Raw genomic sequence first — 13,322 nt, forward strand, 5'->3', positions numbered from 1 at the left:
AACTGTATATTTGTTAATCTATCATTTTACTATTTAACGTTTAAGTATTTCACTATTTCAGAATTATTCATTTTGATTGACTTATTACCTTTGAGTGTAATTACAACTCCACTATCATAGACTTCCGATATAAATGCTTTCTCTGAAGCATTTACAATCAATACTTCCAAGTCTCGTAAATCTCTCATGAATCTTTTCACAAATGTTACTGTATGCCCTCTTTTCAAATTGTTAAGTAAATGATGCATCTTATCTCACCTCACTTTATTATGAATCGTATTTAGGCACTATTCATTTAATAATATGAACATATTGTTTAAATATTAATGTTTATGTCTTCCATACAACATATTAATTCAATCTTTTTATTTTATAATTGTGTCCAATACTTGCTATTCTGTAGGCTTCTTTGAACGTCATTTCAGGATTCTTTTTACGAATTGAGTTAGCTTTATAGATAACAATTTTATTTTTCATCATTTATGTAATCTTCCTCCTTGTGATAGTCGTATTCTTTTTCATCATCATATTCCACTTCTAAATAATCAATTTCAACATTGTCAACATCCCATGACTTAACTTCTTCTGAATTGATTAAGTCTAGCTCTATAGATTCTAACGGGTTATTCGCATGGGTATTTTCTTCGTCATAAATTACTGACATTGTAAATGTGATCTTCTTCATCATATGTATAGCTGCTCCTTTAAGTATTCAATTATTATATATGTATATTTTATAATAAATCACTTTTATTTAATATTTTTATATAACCCTAAATCTTCTAATACCCAACAAATACCTGAAGCTAACCCGATATTCCATAATGCGTTAATTGAATTCTTTTTGATTAATAAAATCAAATATTCAAGTTTATCTTCATCTAGTTCAAATGAAGTTTCTTTCTTATTATGAATTACATCTTGATAAATACCTAGTGACTCTAATGCATGTTTAACTCCTACGTAAATACCTGTATGAGTAGCATCATTATTTTCACCACTATAATATTTAATCAAATCATTAAATTCTTTTACATTATCCGTAGTTATGTTGATAATCATTTAACCTCTCCTTTAATAATATAAGTTTTATACAACATCATAGATTAATCTCTCTAATTTCAAATTCTTTTTCTACAATGTCTAAAAATTGCTTATATACTTCTGTTTCATAACTATCTATTTGTGGTCTAATATCCATGCTATAATACATCTCACTAGCTATTTTACTCACATCTCTCTTTACTACACCATCTGCAATTCCTTTACTTGTAAAAGCCTTTACTGACTTAGGTTTCTTTTTAATTCCGTGATATAATTCTCCATTTCTTAAAACTATATAGATATTTGTCATTGGTGAAACTCCTCATTTCTTTTTTTACATTTAATTAATATTCAGTTTTTATATAAATTTACTTTAGATCTCTAAACCATTGTGGGTTCAACATAATATGTATAGCTTTCATTAACATTGGAATATCAAAATAACCAAAATGACATTGATTCTGTTCGATTTCTAATAAGACTGACATTCTTCGATAAGCCTCACTACGTCCTAATAATTTCTTCTTCCAGACAATATCAAATAGATCGTGACAAGCAGTTTTTAGTACTTTCATTTCTTTAGTCGCTAATACTCCTAGTGGCTTACCATTGTCATGACAGCCTACACTCGCTTTGCAGTTCCTACATAAGTAACATTTACCATTCCCATATTCTTTCCCATATAGTTCTTTATTTGATGTAAAGACAATTTCATGATTACAGTATGGACATTGTTTTGGTACTTTCATATTTATTTCTCCTTATCCATTTATTTAATATTACATCAATGAGTTATCTAATACTAAAATTGTATCGCTCTTAATTTCTTTAAATTCTTTTTTAGCTTCAATAAACTCTTCATGTTTCAGATTTGGATATCTGGCAATTACATATTTAATAAAAGCATAATCTTCATATACTGTTTTAGCTTTACTTGCTAATCTTTTATCTGAAATATTAAGTGTCTTTGATTCAATTTTACATACTTCTTCCTCATACTTATCTACCCATCCAGACGTGCCTTTTGATTTGATTAGTGCATAATATGGATCTTGTACTTCTACATAAGTAGTCGAATTGAACATATGGTAAGGAATTGACTCATCTAATTCTCGATATAGGTTTTCGTAATACTCTCTTACTTTCATAAAAATATCTCCTTTTATATTTAATTTGATAATATCTATCTATTATGCAACTTTTAATATTGATTCCAATTGATTTTAGACGTTTTAATACTTTTAAGCACACTTTGTATACTATTCAGACAAAAGCTCTCTAAAGACTTGATAGTACCTAAATTCATTAATAAAGCCAATTACCACTATTGCTAATTGAAATGCAACATCTCTCAAAGTTAATTACCATTAAAGGTTGCAAAATTCTTTGTGTATAAAGAAGAATATTTAATAATCATTAATAACCAGTATATACGATTTAAAATTTCACCTTATCAGGTAAAATTCCAATCGTGAAAATTATTCATTCTACTACTATCTATATCATATGTAAATTTACAGTGTAATGATTATTGAATCTTTCTAATCCACTATCTCCAAATGGATCATACTCTACTTTATGTTTTGTAATAGTAATTAGTTTTTCTTTTACTAATAGTTTATTATATTTCGTTACAGAAAAATTACTTATACCTAAATCCTCTTGAATAGTCTCGTAACTAGGGTAACAAAATTGTTTAGTTACATTCTCTCTGTTAATAAACGACTCATAATAATACATCAATCTAAATCCAATTACACCAATGGTATCTAATGATTTTAGTAAATTTAAAGGTATTTGCGTAAAGTAGTTTTCTTTATATGGTTTTAACATTTTAAAATGTATTGGATTATTAATCGGTAAACTATCAAAATCAACCCTAATTAAGTCTTGATCACTTAAAATTGAAAAGCACTTCTTCACGGTTCTGTTATCTGTAATCCCTGTCACAAATTTTATATCTTTAAGTAAAACATCTATTTCGCCATTATTGAAAGCTTGAAATTTTTTAAACAGTAAAAACGCATAAATAGCAAATGACTTTTCATCAATATTAAATCCCGTGTTGCGTATTATTTCATTTGGTATCTGTAACCATATTCTTTTCTCCTTACTCATATTAATTAAATCCTTTTATGTATTTTCATATTTATATTTTCCTTTATTTCACCTTTATATAGACTAGATGATACTTCACCTCCTTCACAATTTAAATTTTGAATAATTTAATACATCTTTCTCTTTTCTATTCTCAATCTTATAGAAGTCCTACCTTCTCCTTCAATTGTGATATTTTCGAAGTATGGAATACAGACCAATTCATTACCTTCAGGTCTTACAAAACCTTCACCGACAGCGATAGCTTTTATTGCTTGATTAATTGCACCAGCACCAACACCAGCTATTTCTACACTAGGATTTTCTCTTAAAGTTGCTACAATTGCTCCTGCTAATGAATTTGGATTTGATTTACTTGATACTTTTAATGTTGTCATCTATATTTCTCCTCTATGTGCTAATTAATTATTTACGTTGATTTTAAAGCCATTTATAGTGTGCTTGATATATTTATCATCTTTTAAAGAAAATGAGCTTATACTTAATGGAAATAATTAAAATCGCTATCCTATTTAACCATCTTTCCAATGAGTCAACTCATATTCAACTTTCTCCAATAAATCTTTAGAGAAAATTCTGACTTCTAAAGATGTGTGTCGCAAACTTGCCCATCTTAGTTCTTGTAAAATTATGAAAATGATGATGTTATTTTTAATCTTTTTATCCATACAAACACCCCTAATTAATTTTTATAAAATGCTGACATTATCGTAACTCAACTCGATTAGGTAATTTTTCCAACATTTCTTTAAACTCCACCAAGTCTTCGTACTGATAATGCTTTTCTGCACCATTAATAAAAACATATTGAGCATATTTGAAATCATCCATTATCTCAATTGTTACTGAAACATTAGTAAAATCATAGCTTTCTTCTAGATCACTGTTCTCTTTTGCGAACCATTTGACTATTGAAGGCTCTGTAATTTCTTTTGTATAGAAATGTAATTTTTGATCCTCATAGTATCTAAAATTAAATCCTTTTTGCAGTAACAAATGTAAGATATGTTCTTTCGTTTCCAATATTCATTCCTCCTATTTTTAGATAATATTATACTTTTATAGATCAATTTTACTTGATGCTTAAATGGTATACAACTTCCAATTATAAATGTCGTTTGATTTTATAATCAGTTACTGCCTCCATTTATTCTTAACCTGATATTACCATACAACGAAAATTAAAGTCAAACACTTTATGTATTTAATTGTTTAATTTTAAAGTGTTTAAAGTAAAAAATTCTATACGATTCAAATTTCAAAATCATACAATTAATAAATCAAGATTCTGTCTATCTCTATTTTCGTATTAAAAAATTCTACATATTCTAATTTTCTAAATGTAAAATTCTACGATTTTGATTTTTTAATTCTACAGTTTTGATTATTCAATATAAATAAATTCTACAGATTTCATTTTTCAATTTTAAAAATTCTGGTCATTTCAATTTTCTAATGTAAAATTCTATTGATTTAAAATTTTTGACATTAGATCATTTTATGATCCCAACGCTTCTCTCATCACCACGTTAGAGCTTATACTCATTTACACTTCAAACAATTCTATAGGATTAGTAACTTGCTAATAACTTCATATAACCTTTTTGTAACTCCTTCATTTGATCCTTATAATAATCCATTTCATCGTTTGTATATTTCGGTGTAAATATTTCAGGCGCTTCTATTTCTACATCAGAGTTATTAACTGAAATTTCATAACGAGCAAAGTCATATTTATCTACCAATTCAAATCCATATTCTTTATTTATGTTATTAATACATTCTTCTCTAACTTCATCACTCATATGTAATAACGAATTATACACTTCGTATTTATTATAATTAACTCCAGCATTGTAATCCGCAGCATTGTTTACGACTAATTTTAATTGATTCATCATTGTCCAAATCCCCTTTTTCGTTTTAAGTATTTATTAATTTAATTATATCACAACAACTTATCTCGTTTAATTGTAATATCAGCTTATTTTTATAACATTATTCCAATTATCAATAGAAAATTACATAATTTTGTATTTATTTTATTGTTGATTGCAAGAATATCTGCTCTAGAGATAGCTGAACCCTTACTCTAAGTAAGATAAATACACTTTTCTTAAAATTTATCTTACTTGTAAGCTATAAGTAAATTATACATAAGATATAAGTAAGATACAAGTGTTTTTTATACTTATTTTTGTATATTTTGGAAGATTAATTATTCTCGTCTAATCCCTTCTTAATTATTCACATGTATTTGAATTAGTTGTTTGTTGATCCAGTTTTAATTCCATTCTCCTCTGAATAGATTTATTTCTTGTAAATTGATCTGGTGATACATAAGAAGAACAATTATCATTGCAAATATAATAAAAAAATCGCTTATAATAGGAAGAAACTAAATGTCTTATGAAAATGATCCTTATAGAACTAGATAAACTAACATTTTATTTAAATAAATACATATTTTTGTTGACGTTTTCATTTTTGAATGATAAGATAAATTCAAGTTAAACAAATAAATACATAATATAAATTTAGGAGGAATAAAAAATGAAATTACAAAACAAAATCAGCGCATTATCTAATATGACGGCTAAGGAGTTACAAGCAGAGGCAAACAAAGAAGGTTTAGCGTGGTATAACCGTGAGGAAAAGCGAAAAATGCGTAAAGATGAAATTATTACTTTGTTAACTGAACACTACTCAAACTTAATTGAACTGGATCAAAGTAAAGATTTAGAAATAGAAAATTCAACAACTGTACAATTAGTTACACACTTTAAAGAACTAGCTTCTAATGCAATAAATGTAGCCAAGGAAGACTATAGTCAAGCTGCACATCAATTAAATAATATTAAAGAACTACTATCAAATGCATTAATAAAATTACATGATAAGCTTACGGACAAGAAAAACAAATTACTGGCTCGAAATTGGGCTTTAACGATCAATAACCTTAAATGTATTGTGACTACAGCAGAACGTAAAATAAACGCTGCAGCTTAAATAAAATCAGACTTTAAAAATTAAAGAGAGAAGGAATAGTAAATGAATAAAATAAATAACATCTTAACTTTTGATACTTTTCTAGAATCTGAAAGAATTATTGGGAAATCATACAATGAATTTGATGCAGATGAACAGTTACTTTCATTAGCTTTTCATGCCAAACATAACGAAACAAAACGTGAGATACTGAAAGATAATAATGATACTTACTTCTCCATGGAGTGGAATGAATTCAAAAGTTTAATGAAATGGAATGGTTTTAATGTAGGTTTGTCTTATAAATTTGGCAATGAAGGAAATGAAAATGAAGCAATTTTATTTTATAACAACGATGGCATTGTCATTTGGTCAACAAGTTACTTTGAAAGTCTGAACGAAGCAAAGCTTTATGCTCAAATTAAATTTGAAGGTGAAATTAATTATGTAACAAAAACTAATAAGTTCTGGAAAAAGACTTATCAAGAATTAGTAATGACGCCTGAGTTATTAAAAGCAAAAGAGAGTCTTAATGGGTTTTCACATGATGCATTTATGAATATTGGAAAAGGTATTCACATTAGCTTGGATTGTCGTGAAGGAATGTTTTACAGATTAGATAAGATTAAAAAGCAATTCACATTCTATAAAGAGTGGAATTCATCTCCTTTCTTATGGTTGTTAGATTTCGCTGAAACTAAAAATGATACTTATGATCGTAAAGAAATAAACAGAGAAAAGATCTTAAAATGTACACCAGATGCACAAAAAATAATGCTAGTTGAACTAAGTTCTTAGATAAAAAGTAAATATTATAAAGTATCTGGGAGGCATCACCTCCCCTCTTTAAACAAATATAAAATTATAAAAGGATGGTTATTCAAATGAAAATTAAAAATATCTTATTATCAGTTATTACAGCGTTATCAATCTTTACACTAGTTACAACTAATGCTAATACAGTTTCAAAGGAAGCTAATACAACAATCAGTAAATGCTCTCAAGTGGTTTCGAATGACTTAGAATCTAATCAAACTGAGTTATATTACATGTACAGCAATGAAACAGGACATTATTTCCTTGATTCAAAAGCTGAAACTGAAAATGTTATTTATGTTGGTCTGAATGATTACTTAGTTGATGAGGCTTTTAAAATTGATACTACTACCCTACATCATGGTAAAAAGTTTATTGGTACATTTACAGATAATACTTTATGGGAACTAACAGGATTGGAGGCGGTATCTAAATGAGCATGTATGATCAGTTTGTAAATGTAATGACATCTAATATGATTGAGCCAACATTTAAAGATTATCAATCAGCAATTCAAATTTACAACGATGAATGTAATAGTGGTGAAACTGATTTTAATTTTGATACTTGGTTAGATAATTATGTAACTCATGCTATGATTGACGGTTATTAATAAAATAATAAGGAGTGTTCACAATGAAAACTGAATTATTAATTGAGCATTTAAAACAATTACAACACAGTTTCAAGGCTATAAATGATTTACAGAAACTTCATGATCAGCAAGGGAGTTATGTTAGCAGTGTATTAAATCAAGAATACCCTTTTGATACCGATTTAAATGAATTAACATCTAAAGTAATTGACTGGACAAATAATGCTATCGAAGAATTACAATAATATCCCCTACCATACTTAAAAATGAAAGTGAGGTGAATACAATATGATTAAAAAGTTGACTGCTGTAATTGATGATTTCTTATGGTTAGAAGATGATACACCAGAAGAAAAGGCTTCATATTATAAATTCGGTGTAACTATGAATGTGGTTGCTGTAGCACTGTTTGTAATGGTTAAGTTATCAGTTTAAATTTTATTTAAATAATTACATAATCACAGTTGACTTATATAAATAACCCATGTTAATATAAGGTTAATCAAAACGAACGAGTCATTAAATTGACTGCTTAAAATTTAATCTAAGTAAATAAACAGCAACGTTTAATATTACATACTTATTTATTTAGATTAGATTTTAAGTCGAGGTATTCACAATACTGAATTTTAGGAGGATGCGCATATGTTTTATTCAGACTACATCGAAGAGTTAGAGTGCTATGGAGTATTTCATACTGAATATGATAAGTGCTACGCTACTTTCTCAAGTGAGCAACAGGCAGAAAATTATATTTCAGACATCAAATAAAATATGCTTTTTATAAAAAACTAAGTGGCTTTACAGTCAATTTCCTTTTGAACATTAAAATAAAAAATACATACTAAGGTGGTCAAACAAATGAATTTAACAAATATCAAAGAATTAGTTTTATCGAATGAGCAGTTAACAGTACATTCTTCTTATGACATGATTTACATTAAGCACAAGAAAAACATTAAACACGACTTAAAGAAATTAATAAAGCTACATGCTGAAATTGTTAAACTGTGTAAAGAGAATAAAATTAAAGTATCTTACAAAGGTAAATCAAAAGCATATTTATTAGAAGTGTTAAAAAGTGGTGAATTCGATCAGTCATACGAGCATTATAATACTACATTTAATCAATTACTTGAAGGATGGAAAGAAAAATTATACAGTGAAAATTATGATGGATGTATAGAAGATGACTTTTACAAAGAGCATCTTCAAAGTAAAAAATTTGCTATAGATAAAATGTTTTATGGAGGTACAGTATTAGATAAAGTCAATACTATAGCATATAATCTGAACGAGTTAAAAAATAATTTAGAATTATGTCCAGATGATTATATAAGCGTTACTATTTAACCACCTTAAAAGGTGGTTTTATTGTAATAAATACATAAATATAATTGACTATAATACTTTTATTTTGTATACTATTCATATGAATTAATTATAAGGAGTGATCAGGAAATGACAAATACTATAACTTGTGATCGTTGTAAAGGTTCAGGGAAAGTAAAGTATAAGCACATTGCAGACGGTGTATGTTTTCAGTGTGAAGGATCAGGTAAAATTAAAGTATCAAACGAAACATATCAAAATATGCAAATTCAAAAAGAAAAATCAATTGCTACATACATTAAATTTTATGAAGGTTCAATAACAGACGTTCTAACATCATCTGAATTAGTTGAACCAGATAAAGAAAAAGGCGACAACTTCATGTATAAGCACCTTACAATTTGTGATAATGATGTTCTATATAGAACTAAATGGAATAGCTTCACAAAGAAAGATGAAGTATACAGTGTATCTTTTAAAGTTACTAATTATACTAATACATTGGAATTAGTTACTCGTTTAATTACTTGTCATTACAAAGACGAAATAAACCTATGGAGAGCGTTCGAGTCCACTGGAAGAAAATTAGACAAAGAAATAATCGAAGCACTGAACAATAAGATTCTAAACGCTGAAAATGAAGCTATTGAGCAACTAAAAAAATTCAACTTGACTAGCTGAATAAGTTAGTCTTTTTTTATTACTTCCCCTACTTCTCATAAAATAACTATAAAATAGTGCTCAGAATCAATTTTAAGGAGTTTTGACTGAATAGGATCAACACACCATTCCCAACTTCTCAACCACTTAAAATAAATACATAAAACTAATTGAAATATATAGTGAATACTGTATAATAGTAATTAGTTAAACAAATACATAAATCAAAGGTGGAATACAAAAGATGCTAAAATCAAAATTAATCAAGCACCTGCAAAGTAATTTAAATAAACATGGAGACGGAGAAATACAGGTTGAATTAGTGGATCACTTAAGTGTAAATGGAAAGGTATATGAAATTAAAGATGTAACTAATGTAGTAGGATTAAATTTTGAAGCTGATTACATTACTATATTTGATGTAAATAAAAAGCCCTTTTAGGACTTTCTATTTAATACATTATTCGATACCTCTTCTGCTATCGTTCGATCATATACAGTAAGAAGAACATTATCTTCAGGTGGATAATCATCATCTAATTCTAAGTAGTAACAATTGTGCATATGAGCTAAACGCAAAAGATACAATAAATCATTCGGAATCTTAGAGACATCTGTTTTCTCAAGATCAACCATAATAAAATAACCGTGACTTTCTTTTGGATATATCAATAAATCTAAATTTTCATTATGATTTTTCAAAAGATATCTCGTGCTTGATGATATGTGCAGCGTGGATAATGATAATAAGTTTCGACTTAAAATTTTAACCACTCCTTTCATTGATACAGAGAAGAATTTTATCATTTCGATTATAAATAATCAATGTTTTGTTACTTAAGAAATTATATTTGTTTAAATACATAAAATATACTTGAATATATTTAGACTTTTGTTTATAATTAAATTAATAAATACATAAAATACACGGAGGTTTTACTCATGACAAACTACTATGACAAACAAAGTGCAAAAGTTGCGTTAATGCATGTACTTAAGGAAAATGGATGGACTATCTTTGGATATACTCCAGACGAAAGCGACGCAATGACTGATTACTGGTCTCCTGCTCATTGGGATGGTGTAGCAACTAAAAATGGTTTTGTGTTATTAGTGGATCAGTACAGCACGTTTAATAGTGGTCGTGAAGTTAAATCATATAACTACAATGGTAAAACTAACAACTATGATAAAATAAAAAAACTTGAAGCAACTATGAATGATGATGCATCAAGTGAAAACGAAAAAGAAGTAGCTGCTAAGAAAATTGAAAAGTTACAAGAAGTACAAGAAGCTTCTTATACTTTAGAATATGTATTCCCTACTTTCTCTCATAAAACTCCTAAAATGAGCATGTGGCATATTGAAAAAGACGGAGAGATCCTAGCAAAAGGAAACGGCTTGATCAGTGCCTATGATACAAATAACCGTGAATTAACAAGGCAAAACATGGAGAATTTAGCTTCTAAATTTGAAGACGTTTTAAATGGTAGTGAGCAACTTGTTAAAGTTGAAAAGAAAGTAATTAAAAAAGTAAATAAACTTATGAAAGCAGATAACAATGAATTGATCGTTAATGAGTCTATTATCAAGCTTAATCATAATTTTACAGGTGGATTCTATAAGGGAACAGCTTTCGTATTAACTAAAGTTTCAGAGGGTTCAAACGGCAAAAGATATAGCTTTGTGAAGTTAGGTAAAAAGCTACAAAAATTAAAAGAAGTATCTAATAACTTATTGTGGATCAGCGAAGAAAGACTTTTAAAATACATTTCAGACTCTACTATTGATGTAATGGAGATTAAAGAAGTAGAAGAAGTTACAACTAAAACAGTATACCAAAAAGCAAAACGCAAACCAGAGCAACCAAAAGGACATATGGAAATTGAAACGGCTGAAGAAATTCAAGAAGAACCTGTTACTGTATCAAAGGAAAACGTTACAAACGTTTCAAAAGATGAGGTAGTAAATACTGTTACTATGAAGTTAAACGATGAGAAAAACGGTGTAGAATTATACTTCACAGATAAACCAAGCGAAGAAATCCGCACACAATTAAAATCAAATGGTTTCAAATGGAGTCGCTTTAATAAATGTTGGTATAGTAAACAGAATAAAAGCGCTTTAGCTCTAGCCGAACAACTTTCAAGTGGAAATGTTGATACTGTAGAAGGTACAGAACCAGTAGAAGTTGAATTAGTTGAGTTTTTGGATATTGCACAATTTACTATTAGTGAAGAAACTGAAAAACGTTTAATTGATAATAGCTTAATCAATATTAATAAACAAGTTGGTAGAGAAACAACTCAACTACAATCTACATTATCCAATATTTTAGAGTTAACAAAGGAAGTCGTTGAAATGGCTGATAATAATTACAGTAAGAATACACTTATTAACGGTTTTAACGCTTTCTGTGAACGTTATACAAGTGAGTTAAGCAATTACTTATATAGAAAGAGTAACACTGTTAGTTGGGCTGTCACTGGTCGCAGTGGATTGAATATTGCTAGGTATAATAAAAAGCAAGATCAATTACACAATAAAATGATGAAAGTTGTTGAGATGTTAGAAAAACAAAAATCAATACTTGAAAAATATAAAAATAAGTTTAAGAAGCAAGAACAACTCAAAACAAAACAAGCAATTGAACATGCAATGAGTAATTTAGACAGCACTTCCCTTTCATTTGCTACTAAACAGCGTGAGTTCGAATATTATGGCTATAAATATAATACACGTTCTTATGAGTCACCTAACTACTTCTTTATGAAAATGGCAGGCTGCTACCGTATATTTGAACGTGCTACAGGTAAAGAAATACACAGTATGAAAACGGCTGACAAGCTAACAGACACTAAGAAATATGTAATGTATTTAGAAAATCAGCGTGTCAAGGAGGCAATATAAATGGTAACACGTAGAGATTATCACAGTCACAACACTTTTAAAGACCATGTAAAGCAATTTATAGCTAACATAACAACACCTCCTACCAAGTTAAAATTTGAAACGTGGAAATGTGATCCACTACAAAAAGATATGTGTACACACTTTATTACCGTATGTAATGATGAGTTAACAGAAGGCTTGTAAGGACTGGAGTTATTACACGGTAAAGTAGCTGTATTGGATAAAGTAACGGAGACAGAGTGTCAGGTTGAATTTGATAACGGTTATGTGTATAAGTTGAGTAGGTATTTTTAATTTTTATATAAATAAATATATAAAATGATATTGATTTAATTAAATAACATGGTATACTTAAAGTAATAAATAAATAATAACTTAGGAGGAAATATATAATGACAATTCAACAACAAATGGAAATTTATAAGCATGAAACTGGTGCAACTGAAATAGAAATGTTTGATTTTGAAATGTGGCTAGCATTCAAACTAATGAATGAAAGTTGTGAGAATGAAATAAGACAACAATATGATCTATAATTCATTAAAGTTTTCAAATACCACCTTATTGGTGGTTTCTTTTGCGTTACTTATTAATATATAAATACATAATGAAAGTAATTATTATAATTTGAATTGGATCAGAGCTGACACATAGTAGTTGCAATCCCATACCATACTTACATAATAAAATTGAAAAGGAATTGATATTATGAATAGTAAAGAAGAGTTATTGGAAAGAAAAGAAATTATTGAAGAAGAAATAAGATCATTGAATAATGAATTAATAGACATAGAATGTGAGCTAGAAAAGCTGGAAGATACAATTGGAAATATGCTGGCAATGTGATATTGTTACA

Annotated in this window: 25 protein-coding genes; 14 read left to right on the forward strand and 11 right to left on the reverse strand. The window is 28.1% G+C overall.

The window, feature by feature from the left end; translation table 11 throughout:
* Positions 1 to 466: 466 nt before the first annotated feature.
* The 10 genes from MHB40_RS14790 to MHB40_RS14835 all read right to left on the reverse strand — a co-directional run bounded on the left by MHB40_RS14790 (position 467) and on the right by MHB40_RS14835 (position 5,063).
* Entirely contained in the window at positions 467 to 688 is a 222-nt protein-coding gene (locus MHB40_RS14790) for a hypothetical protein (RefSeq protein WP_342532726.1), read from the reverse strand.
* Positions 689 to 750: 62 nt separating this feature from the next.
* Positions 751 to 1,062: a hypothetical protein gene (locus MHB40_RS14795; protein WP_342532728.1), complete on the reverse strand. Its 312-nt coding sequence runs from the start codon at positions 1,060 to 1,062 to the stop codon at positions 751 to 753.
* A 37-nt stretch (positions 1,063 to 1,099) separates the two neighbouring features.
* Complete coding sequence (locus MHB40_RS14800; RefSeq protein ID WP_342532729.1) at positions 1,100 to 1,354, reverse strand: hypothetical protein; 255 nt, start codon at positions 1,352 to 1,354, stop codon at positions 1,100 to 1,102.
* Between the two features lie 58 nt (positions 1,355 to 1,412).
* The gene (locus tag MHB40_RS14805) at positions 1,413 to 1,793 is read right to left on the reverse strand and encodes a zinc-finger-containing protein (RefSeq protein ID WP_342532730.1); all 381 of its coding nucleotides are present in this window, start codon (positions 1,791 to 1,793) and stop codon (positions 1,413 to 1,415) included.
* Between the two features lie 30 nt (positions 1,794 to 1,823).
* Positions 1,824 to 2,192 carry a hypothetical protein gene (locus MHB40_RS14810; RefSeq protein WP_342532731.1) on the reverse strand — a complete coding sequence of 123 codons (369 nt, stop codon included), beginning with the start codon at positions 2,190 to 2,192 and terminating at the stop codon, positions 1,824 to 1,826.
* A gap of 349 nt (positions 2,193 to 2,541) precedes the next feature.
* On the reverse strand, positions 2,542 to 3,162 hold the full coding sequence (locus MHB40_RS14815) for a hypothetical protein (protein ID WP_342532732.1): 621 nt from the start codon (positions 3,160 to 3,162) through the stop codon (positions 2,542 to 2,544).
* Between the two features lie 107 nt (positions 3,163 to 3,269).
* Complete coding sequence (locus MHB40_RS14820; protein WP_281115021.1) at positions 3,270 to 3,539, reverse strand: stage V sporulation protein S; 270 nt, start codon at positions 3,537 to 3,539, stop codon at positions 3,270 to 3,272.
* Positions 3,540 to 3,674: 135 nt separating this feature from the next.
* Positions 3,675 to 3,830, reverse strand: a complete 156-nt coding sequence (locus MHB40_RS14825; protein WP_342532734.1) for a hypothetical protein — start codon at positions 3,828 to 3,830, stop codon at positions 3,675 to 3,677.
* Between the two features lie 37 nt (positions 3,831 to 3,867).
* Positions 3,868 to 4,185: a hypothetical protein gene (locus MHB40_RS14830; RefSeq protein ID WP_342532735.1), complete on the reverse strand. Its 318-nt coding sequence runs from the start codon at positions 4,183 to 4,185 to the stop codon at positions 3,868 to 3,870.
* A 548-nt stretch (positions 4,186 to 4,733) separates the two neighbouring features.
* The gene (locus MHB40_RS14835; protein ID WP_342532737.1) at positions 4,734 to 5,063 is read right to left on the reverse strand and encodes a hypothetical protein; all 330 of its coding nucleotides are present in this window, start codon (positions 5,061 to 5,063) and stop codon (positions 4,734 to 4,736) included.
* Between the two features lie 652 nt (positions 5,064 to 5,715).
* Here MHB40_RS14835 and MHB40_RS14840 point away from each other — a divergent pair.
* From MHB40_RS14840 to MHB40_RS14885, 10 genes are all read left to right on the forward strand, one after another.
* Complete coding sequence (locus MHB40_RS14840; RefSeq protein WP_342532738.1) at positions 5,716 to 6,171, forward strand: hypothetical protein; 456 nt, start codon at positions 5,716 to 5,718, stop codon at positions 6,169 to 6,171.
* Positions 6,172 to 6,213: 42 nt separating this feature from the next.
* Complete coding sequence (locus MHB40_RS14845) at positions 6,214 to 6,948, forward strand: hypothetical protein (RefSeq protein ID WP_342532740.1); 735 nt, start codon at positions 6,214 to 6,216, stop codon at positions 6,946 to 6,948.
* A gap of 86 nt (positions 6,949 to 7,034) precedes the next feature.
* Positions 7,035 to 7,403, forward strand: coding sequence for a hypothetical protein (locus MHB40_RS14850; protein ID WP_342532741.1), 369 nt, complete (start codon positions 7,035 to 7,037; stop codon positions 7,401 to 7,403).
* Entirely contained in the window at positions 7,400 to 7,579 is a 180-nt protein-coding gene (locus tag MHB40_RS14855) for a hypothetical protein (protein WP_342532742.1), read from the forward strand. Before MHB40_RS14850 ends, MHB40_RS14855 begins: the two co-directional genes overlap by 4 nt.
* 23 nt (positions 7,580 to 7,602) lie before the next feature.
* Positions 7,603 to 7,806 (forward strand): hypothetical protein, encoded by a 204-nt coding sequence (locus tag MHB40_RS14860; RefSeq protein ID WP_342532743.1) that lies wholly within the window; start codon positions 7,603 to 7,605, stop codon positions 7,804 to 7,806.
* Positions 7,807 to 7,849: 43 nt separating this feature from the next.
* The gene (locus tag MHB40_RS14865; RefSeq protein WP_342532745.1) at positions 7,850 to 7,996 is read left to right on the forward strand and encodes a hypothetical protein; all 147 of its coding nucleotides are present in this window, start codon (positions 7,850 to 7,852) and stop codon (positions 7,994 to 7,996) included.
* Between the two features lie 210 nt (positions 7,997 to 8,206).
* Positions 8,207 to 8,332 carry a hypothetical protein gene (locus MHB40_RS14870; RefSeq protein WP_342532746.1) on the forward strand — a complete coding sequence of 42 codons (126 nt, stop codon included), beginning with the start codon at positions 8,207 to 8,209 and terminating at the stop codon, positions 8,330 to 8,332.
* A 90-nt stretch (positions 8,333 to 8,422) separates the two neighbouring features.
* The gene (locus MHB40_RS14875; RefSeq protein WP_342532747.1) at positions 8,423 to 8,914 is read left to right on the forward strand and encodes a hypothetical protein; all 492 of its coding nucleotides are present in this window, start codon (positions 8,423 to 8,425) and stop codon (positions 8,912 to 8,914) included.
* A gap of 108 nt (positions 8,915 to 9,022) precedes the next feature.
* On the forward strand, positions 9,023 to 9,574 hold the full coding sequence (locus MHB40_RS14880; protein WP_342532748.1) for a hypothetical protein: 552 nt from the start codon (positions 9,023 to 9,025) through the stop codon (positions 9,572 to 9,574).
* A 223-nt stretch (positions 9,575 to 9,797) separates the two neighbouring features.
* On the forward strand, positions 9,798 to 9,995 hold the full coding sequence (locus tag MHB40_RS14885; protein WP_342532749.1) for a hypothetical protein: 198 nt from the start codon (positions 9,798 to 9,800) through the stop codon (positions 9,993 to 9,995).
* On the opposite strand, the gene MHB40_RS14890 is transcribed toward MHB40_RS14885, so the two are convergent.
* Positions 9,992 to 10,189: a hypothetical protein gene (locus MHB40_RS14890; protein WP_342532750.1), complete on the reverse strand. Its 198-nt coding sequence runs from the start codon at positions 10,187 to 10,189 to the stop codon at positions 9,992 to 9,994. The genes MHB40_RS14885 and MHB40_RS14890 overlap by 4 nt on opposite strands.
* A 306-nt stretch (positions 10,190 to 10,495) precedes the next feature.
* Between MHB40_RS14890 and MHB40_RS14895 the strand changes: the two genes are divergently transcribed.
* The 4 genes from MHB40_RS14895 to MHB40_RS14910 all read left to right on the forward strand — a co-directional run bounded on the left by MHB40_RS14895 (position 10,496) and on the right by MHB40_RS14910 (position 13,312).
* On the forward strand, positions 10,496 to 12,463 hold the full coding sequence (locus MHB40_RS14895) for a hypothetical protein (RefSeq protein WP_342532752.1): 1,968 nt from the start codon (positions 10,496 to 10,498) through the stop codon (positions 12,461 to 12,463).
* A complete protein-coding gene (locus MHB40_RS14900) occupies positions 12,464 to 12,649 on the forward strand; it encodes a hypothetical protein (protein WP_342532753.1) in 186 nt (61 codons plus the stop codon).
* Positions 12,650 to 12,858: 209 nt separating this feature from the next.
* Positions 12,859 to 13,002, forward strand: coding sequence for a hypothetical protein (locus MHB40_RS14905; protein ID WP_342532755.1), 144 nt, complete (start codon positions 12,859 to 12,861; stop codon positions 13,000 to 13,002).
* Positions 13,003 to 13,174: 172 nt separating this feature from the next.
* Positions 13,175 to 13,312: a hypothetical protein gene (locus MHB40_RS14910; RefSeq protein WP_342532757.1), complete on the forward strand. Its 138-nt coding sequence runs from the start codon at positions 13,175 to 13,177 to the stop codon at positions 13,310 to 13,312.
* Positions 13,313 to 13,322: the final 10 nt, after the last annotated feature.

Source organism: Lysinibacillus sp. FSL K6-0057 (assembly GCF_038630885.1).
Taxonomy (GTDB): Bacteria; Bacillota; Bacilli; order Bacillales_A; family Planococcaceae; genus Lysinibacillus; species Lysinibacillus fusiformis_F.

What these genes read in the sequence shown, in the direction of transcription:
- MHB40_RS14840 (WP_342532738.1), top strand. Translation starts at nt 5,716, where the DNA reads ATGAAATTACAAAACAAAATCAGCGCATTATCTAATATGACGGCTAAG.
- MHB40_RS14880 (WP_342532748.1), top strand. Translation starts at nt 9,023, where the DNA reads ATGACAAATACTATAACTTGTGATCGTTGTAAAGGTTCAGGGAAAGTA.
- MHB40_RS14895 (WP_342532752.1), top strand. Translation starts at nt 10,496, where the DNA reads ATGACAAACTACTATGACAAACAAAGTGCAAAAGTTGCGTTAATGCAT.
- MHB40_RS14790 (WP_342532726.1), bottom strand. Translation starts at nt 688, where the DNA reads ATGATGAAGAAGATCACATTTACAATGTCAGTAATTTATGACGAAGAA.
- MHB40_RS14825 (WP_342532734.1), bottom strand. Translation starts at nt 3,830, where the DNA reads ATGGATAAAAAGATTAAAAATAACATCATCATTTTCATAATTTTACAA.
- MHB40_RS14855 (WP_342532742.1), top strand. Translation starts at nt 7,400, where the DNA reads ATGAGCATGTATGATCAGTTTGTAAATGTAATGACATCTAATATGATT.
- MHB40_RS14910 (WP_342532757.1), top strand. Translation starts at nt 13,175, where the DNA reads ATGAATAGTAAAGAAGAGTTATTGGAAAGAAAAGAAATTATTGAAGAA.
- MHB40_RS14795 (WP_342532728.1), bottom strand. Translation starts at nt 1,062, where the DNA reads ATGATTATCAACATAACTACGGATAATGTAAAAGAATTTAATGATTTG.
- MHB40_RS14905 (WP_342532755.1), top strand. Translation starts at nt 12,859, where the DNA reads ATGACAATTCAACAACAAATGGAAATTTATAAGCATGAAACTGGTGCA.
- MHB40_RS14820 (WP_281115021.1), bottom strand. Translation starts at nt 3,539, where the DNA reads ATGACAACATTAAAAGTATCAAGTAAATCAAATCCAAATTCATTAGCA.
- MHB40_RS14810 (WP_342532731.1), bottom strand. Translation starts at nt 2,192, where the DNA reads ATGAAAGTAAGAGAGTATTACGAAAACCTATATCGAGAATTAGATGAG.
- MHB40_RS14835 (WP_342532737.1), bottom strand. Translation starts at nt 5,063, where the DNA reads ATGATGAATCAATTAAAATTAGTCGTAAACAATGCTGCGGATTACAAT.
- MHB40_RS14850 (WP_342532741.1), top strand. Translation starts at nt 7,035, where the DNA reads ATGAAAATTAAAAATATCTTATTATCAGTTATTACAGCGTTATCAATC.
- MHB40_RS14800 (WP_342532729.1), bottom strand. Translation starts at nt 1,354, where the DNA reads ATGACAAATATCTATATAGTTTTAAGAAATGGAGAATTATATCACGGA.
- MHB40_RS14875 (WP_342532747.1), top strand. Translation starts at nt 8,423, where the DNA reads ATGAATTTAACAAATATCAAAGAATTAGTTTTATCGAATGAGCAGTTA.
- MHB40_RS14885 (WP_342532749.1), top strand. Translation starts at nt 9,798, where the DNA reads ATGCTAAAATCAAAATTAATCAAGCACCTGCAAAGTAATTTAAATAAA.
- MHB40_RS14860 (WP_342532743.1), top strand. Translation starts at nt 7,603, where the DNA reads ATGAAAACTGAATTATTAATTGAGCATTTAAAACAATTACAACACAGT.
- MHB40_RS14900 (WP_342532753.1), top strand. Translation starts at nt 12,464, where the DNA reads ATGGTAACACGTAGAGATTATCACAGTCACAACACTTTTAAAGACCAT.
- MHB40_RS14805 (WP_342532730.1), bottom strand. Translation starts at nt 1,793, where the DNA reads ATGAAAGTACCAAAACAATGTCCATACTGTAATCATGAAATTGTCTTT.
- MHB40_RS14865 (WP_342532745.1), top strand. Translation starts at nt 7,850, where the DNA reads ATGATTAAAAAGTTGACTGCTGTAATTGATGATTTCTTATGGTTAGAA.
- MHB40_RS14870 (WP_342532746.1), top strand. Translation starts at nt 8,207, where the DNA reads ATGTTTTATTCAGACTACATCGAAGAGTTAGAGTGCTATGGAGTATTT.
- MHB40_RS14815 (WP_342532732.1), bottom strand. Translation starts at nt 3,162, where the DNA reads ATGAGTAAGGAGAAAAGAATATGGTTACAGATACCAAATGAAATAATA.
- MHB40_RS14845 (WP_342532740.1), top strand. Translation starts at nt 6,214, where the DNA reads ATGAATAAAATAAATAACATCTTAACTTTTGATACTTTTCTAGAATCT.
- MHB40_RS14890 (WP_342532750.1), bottom strand. Translation starts at nt 10,189, where the DNA reads ATGGTTGATCTTGAGAAAACAGATGTCTCTAAGATTCCGAATGATTTA.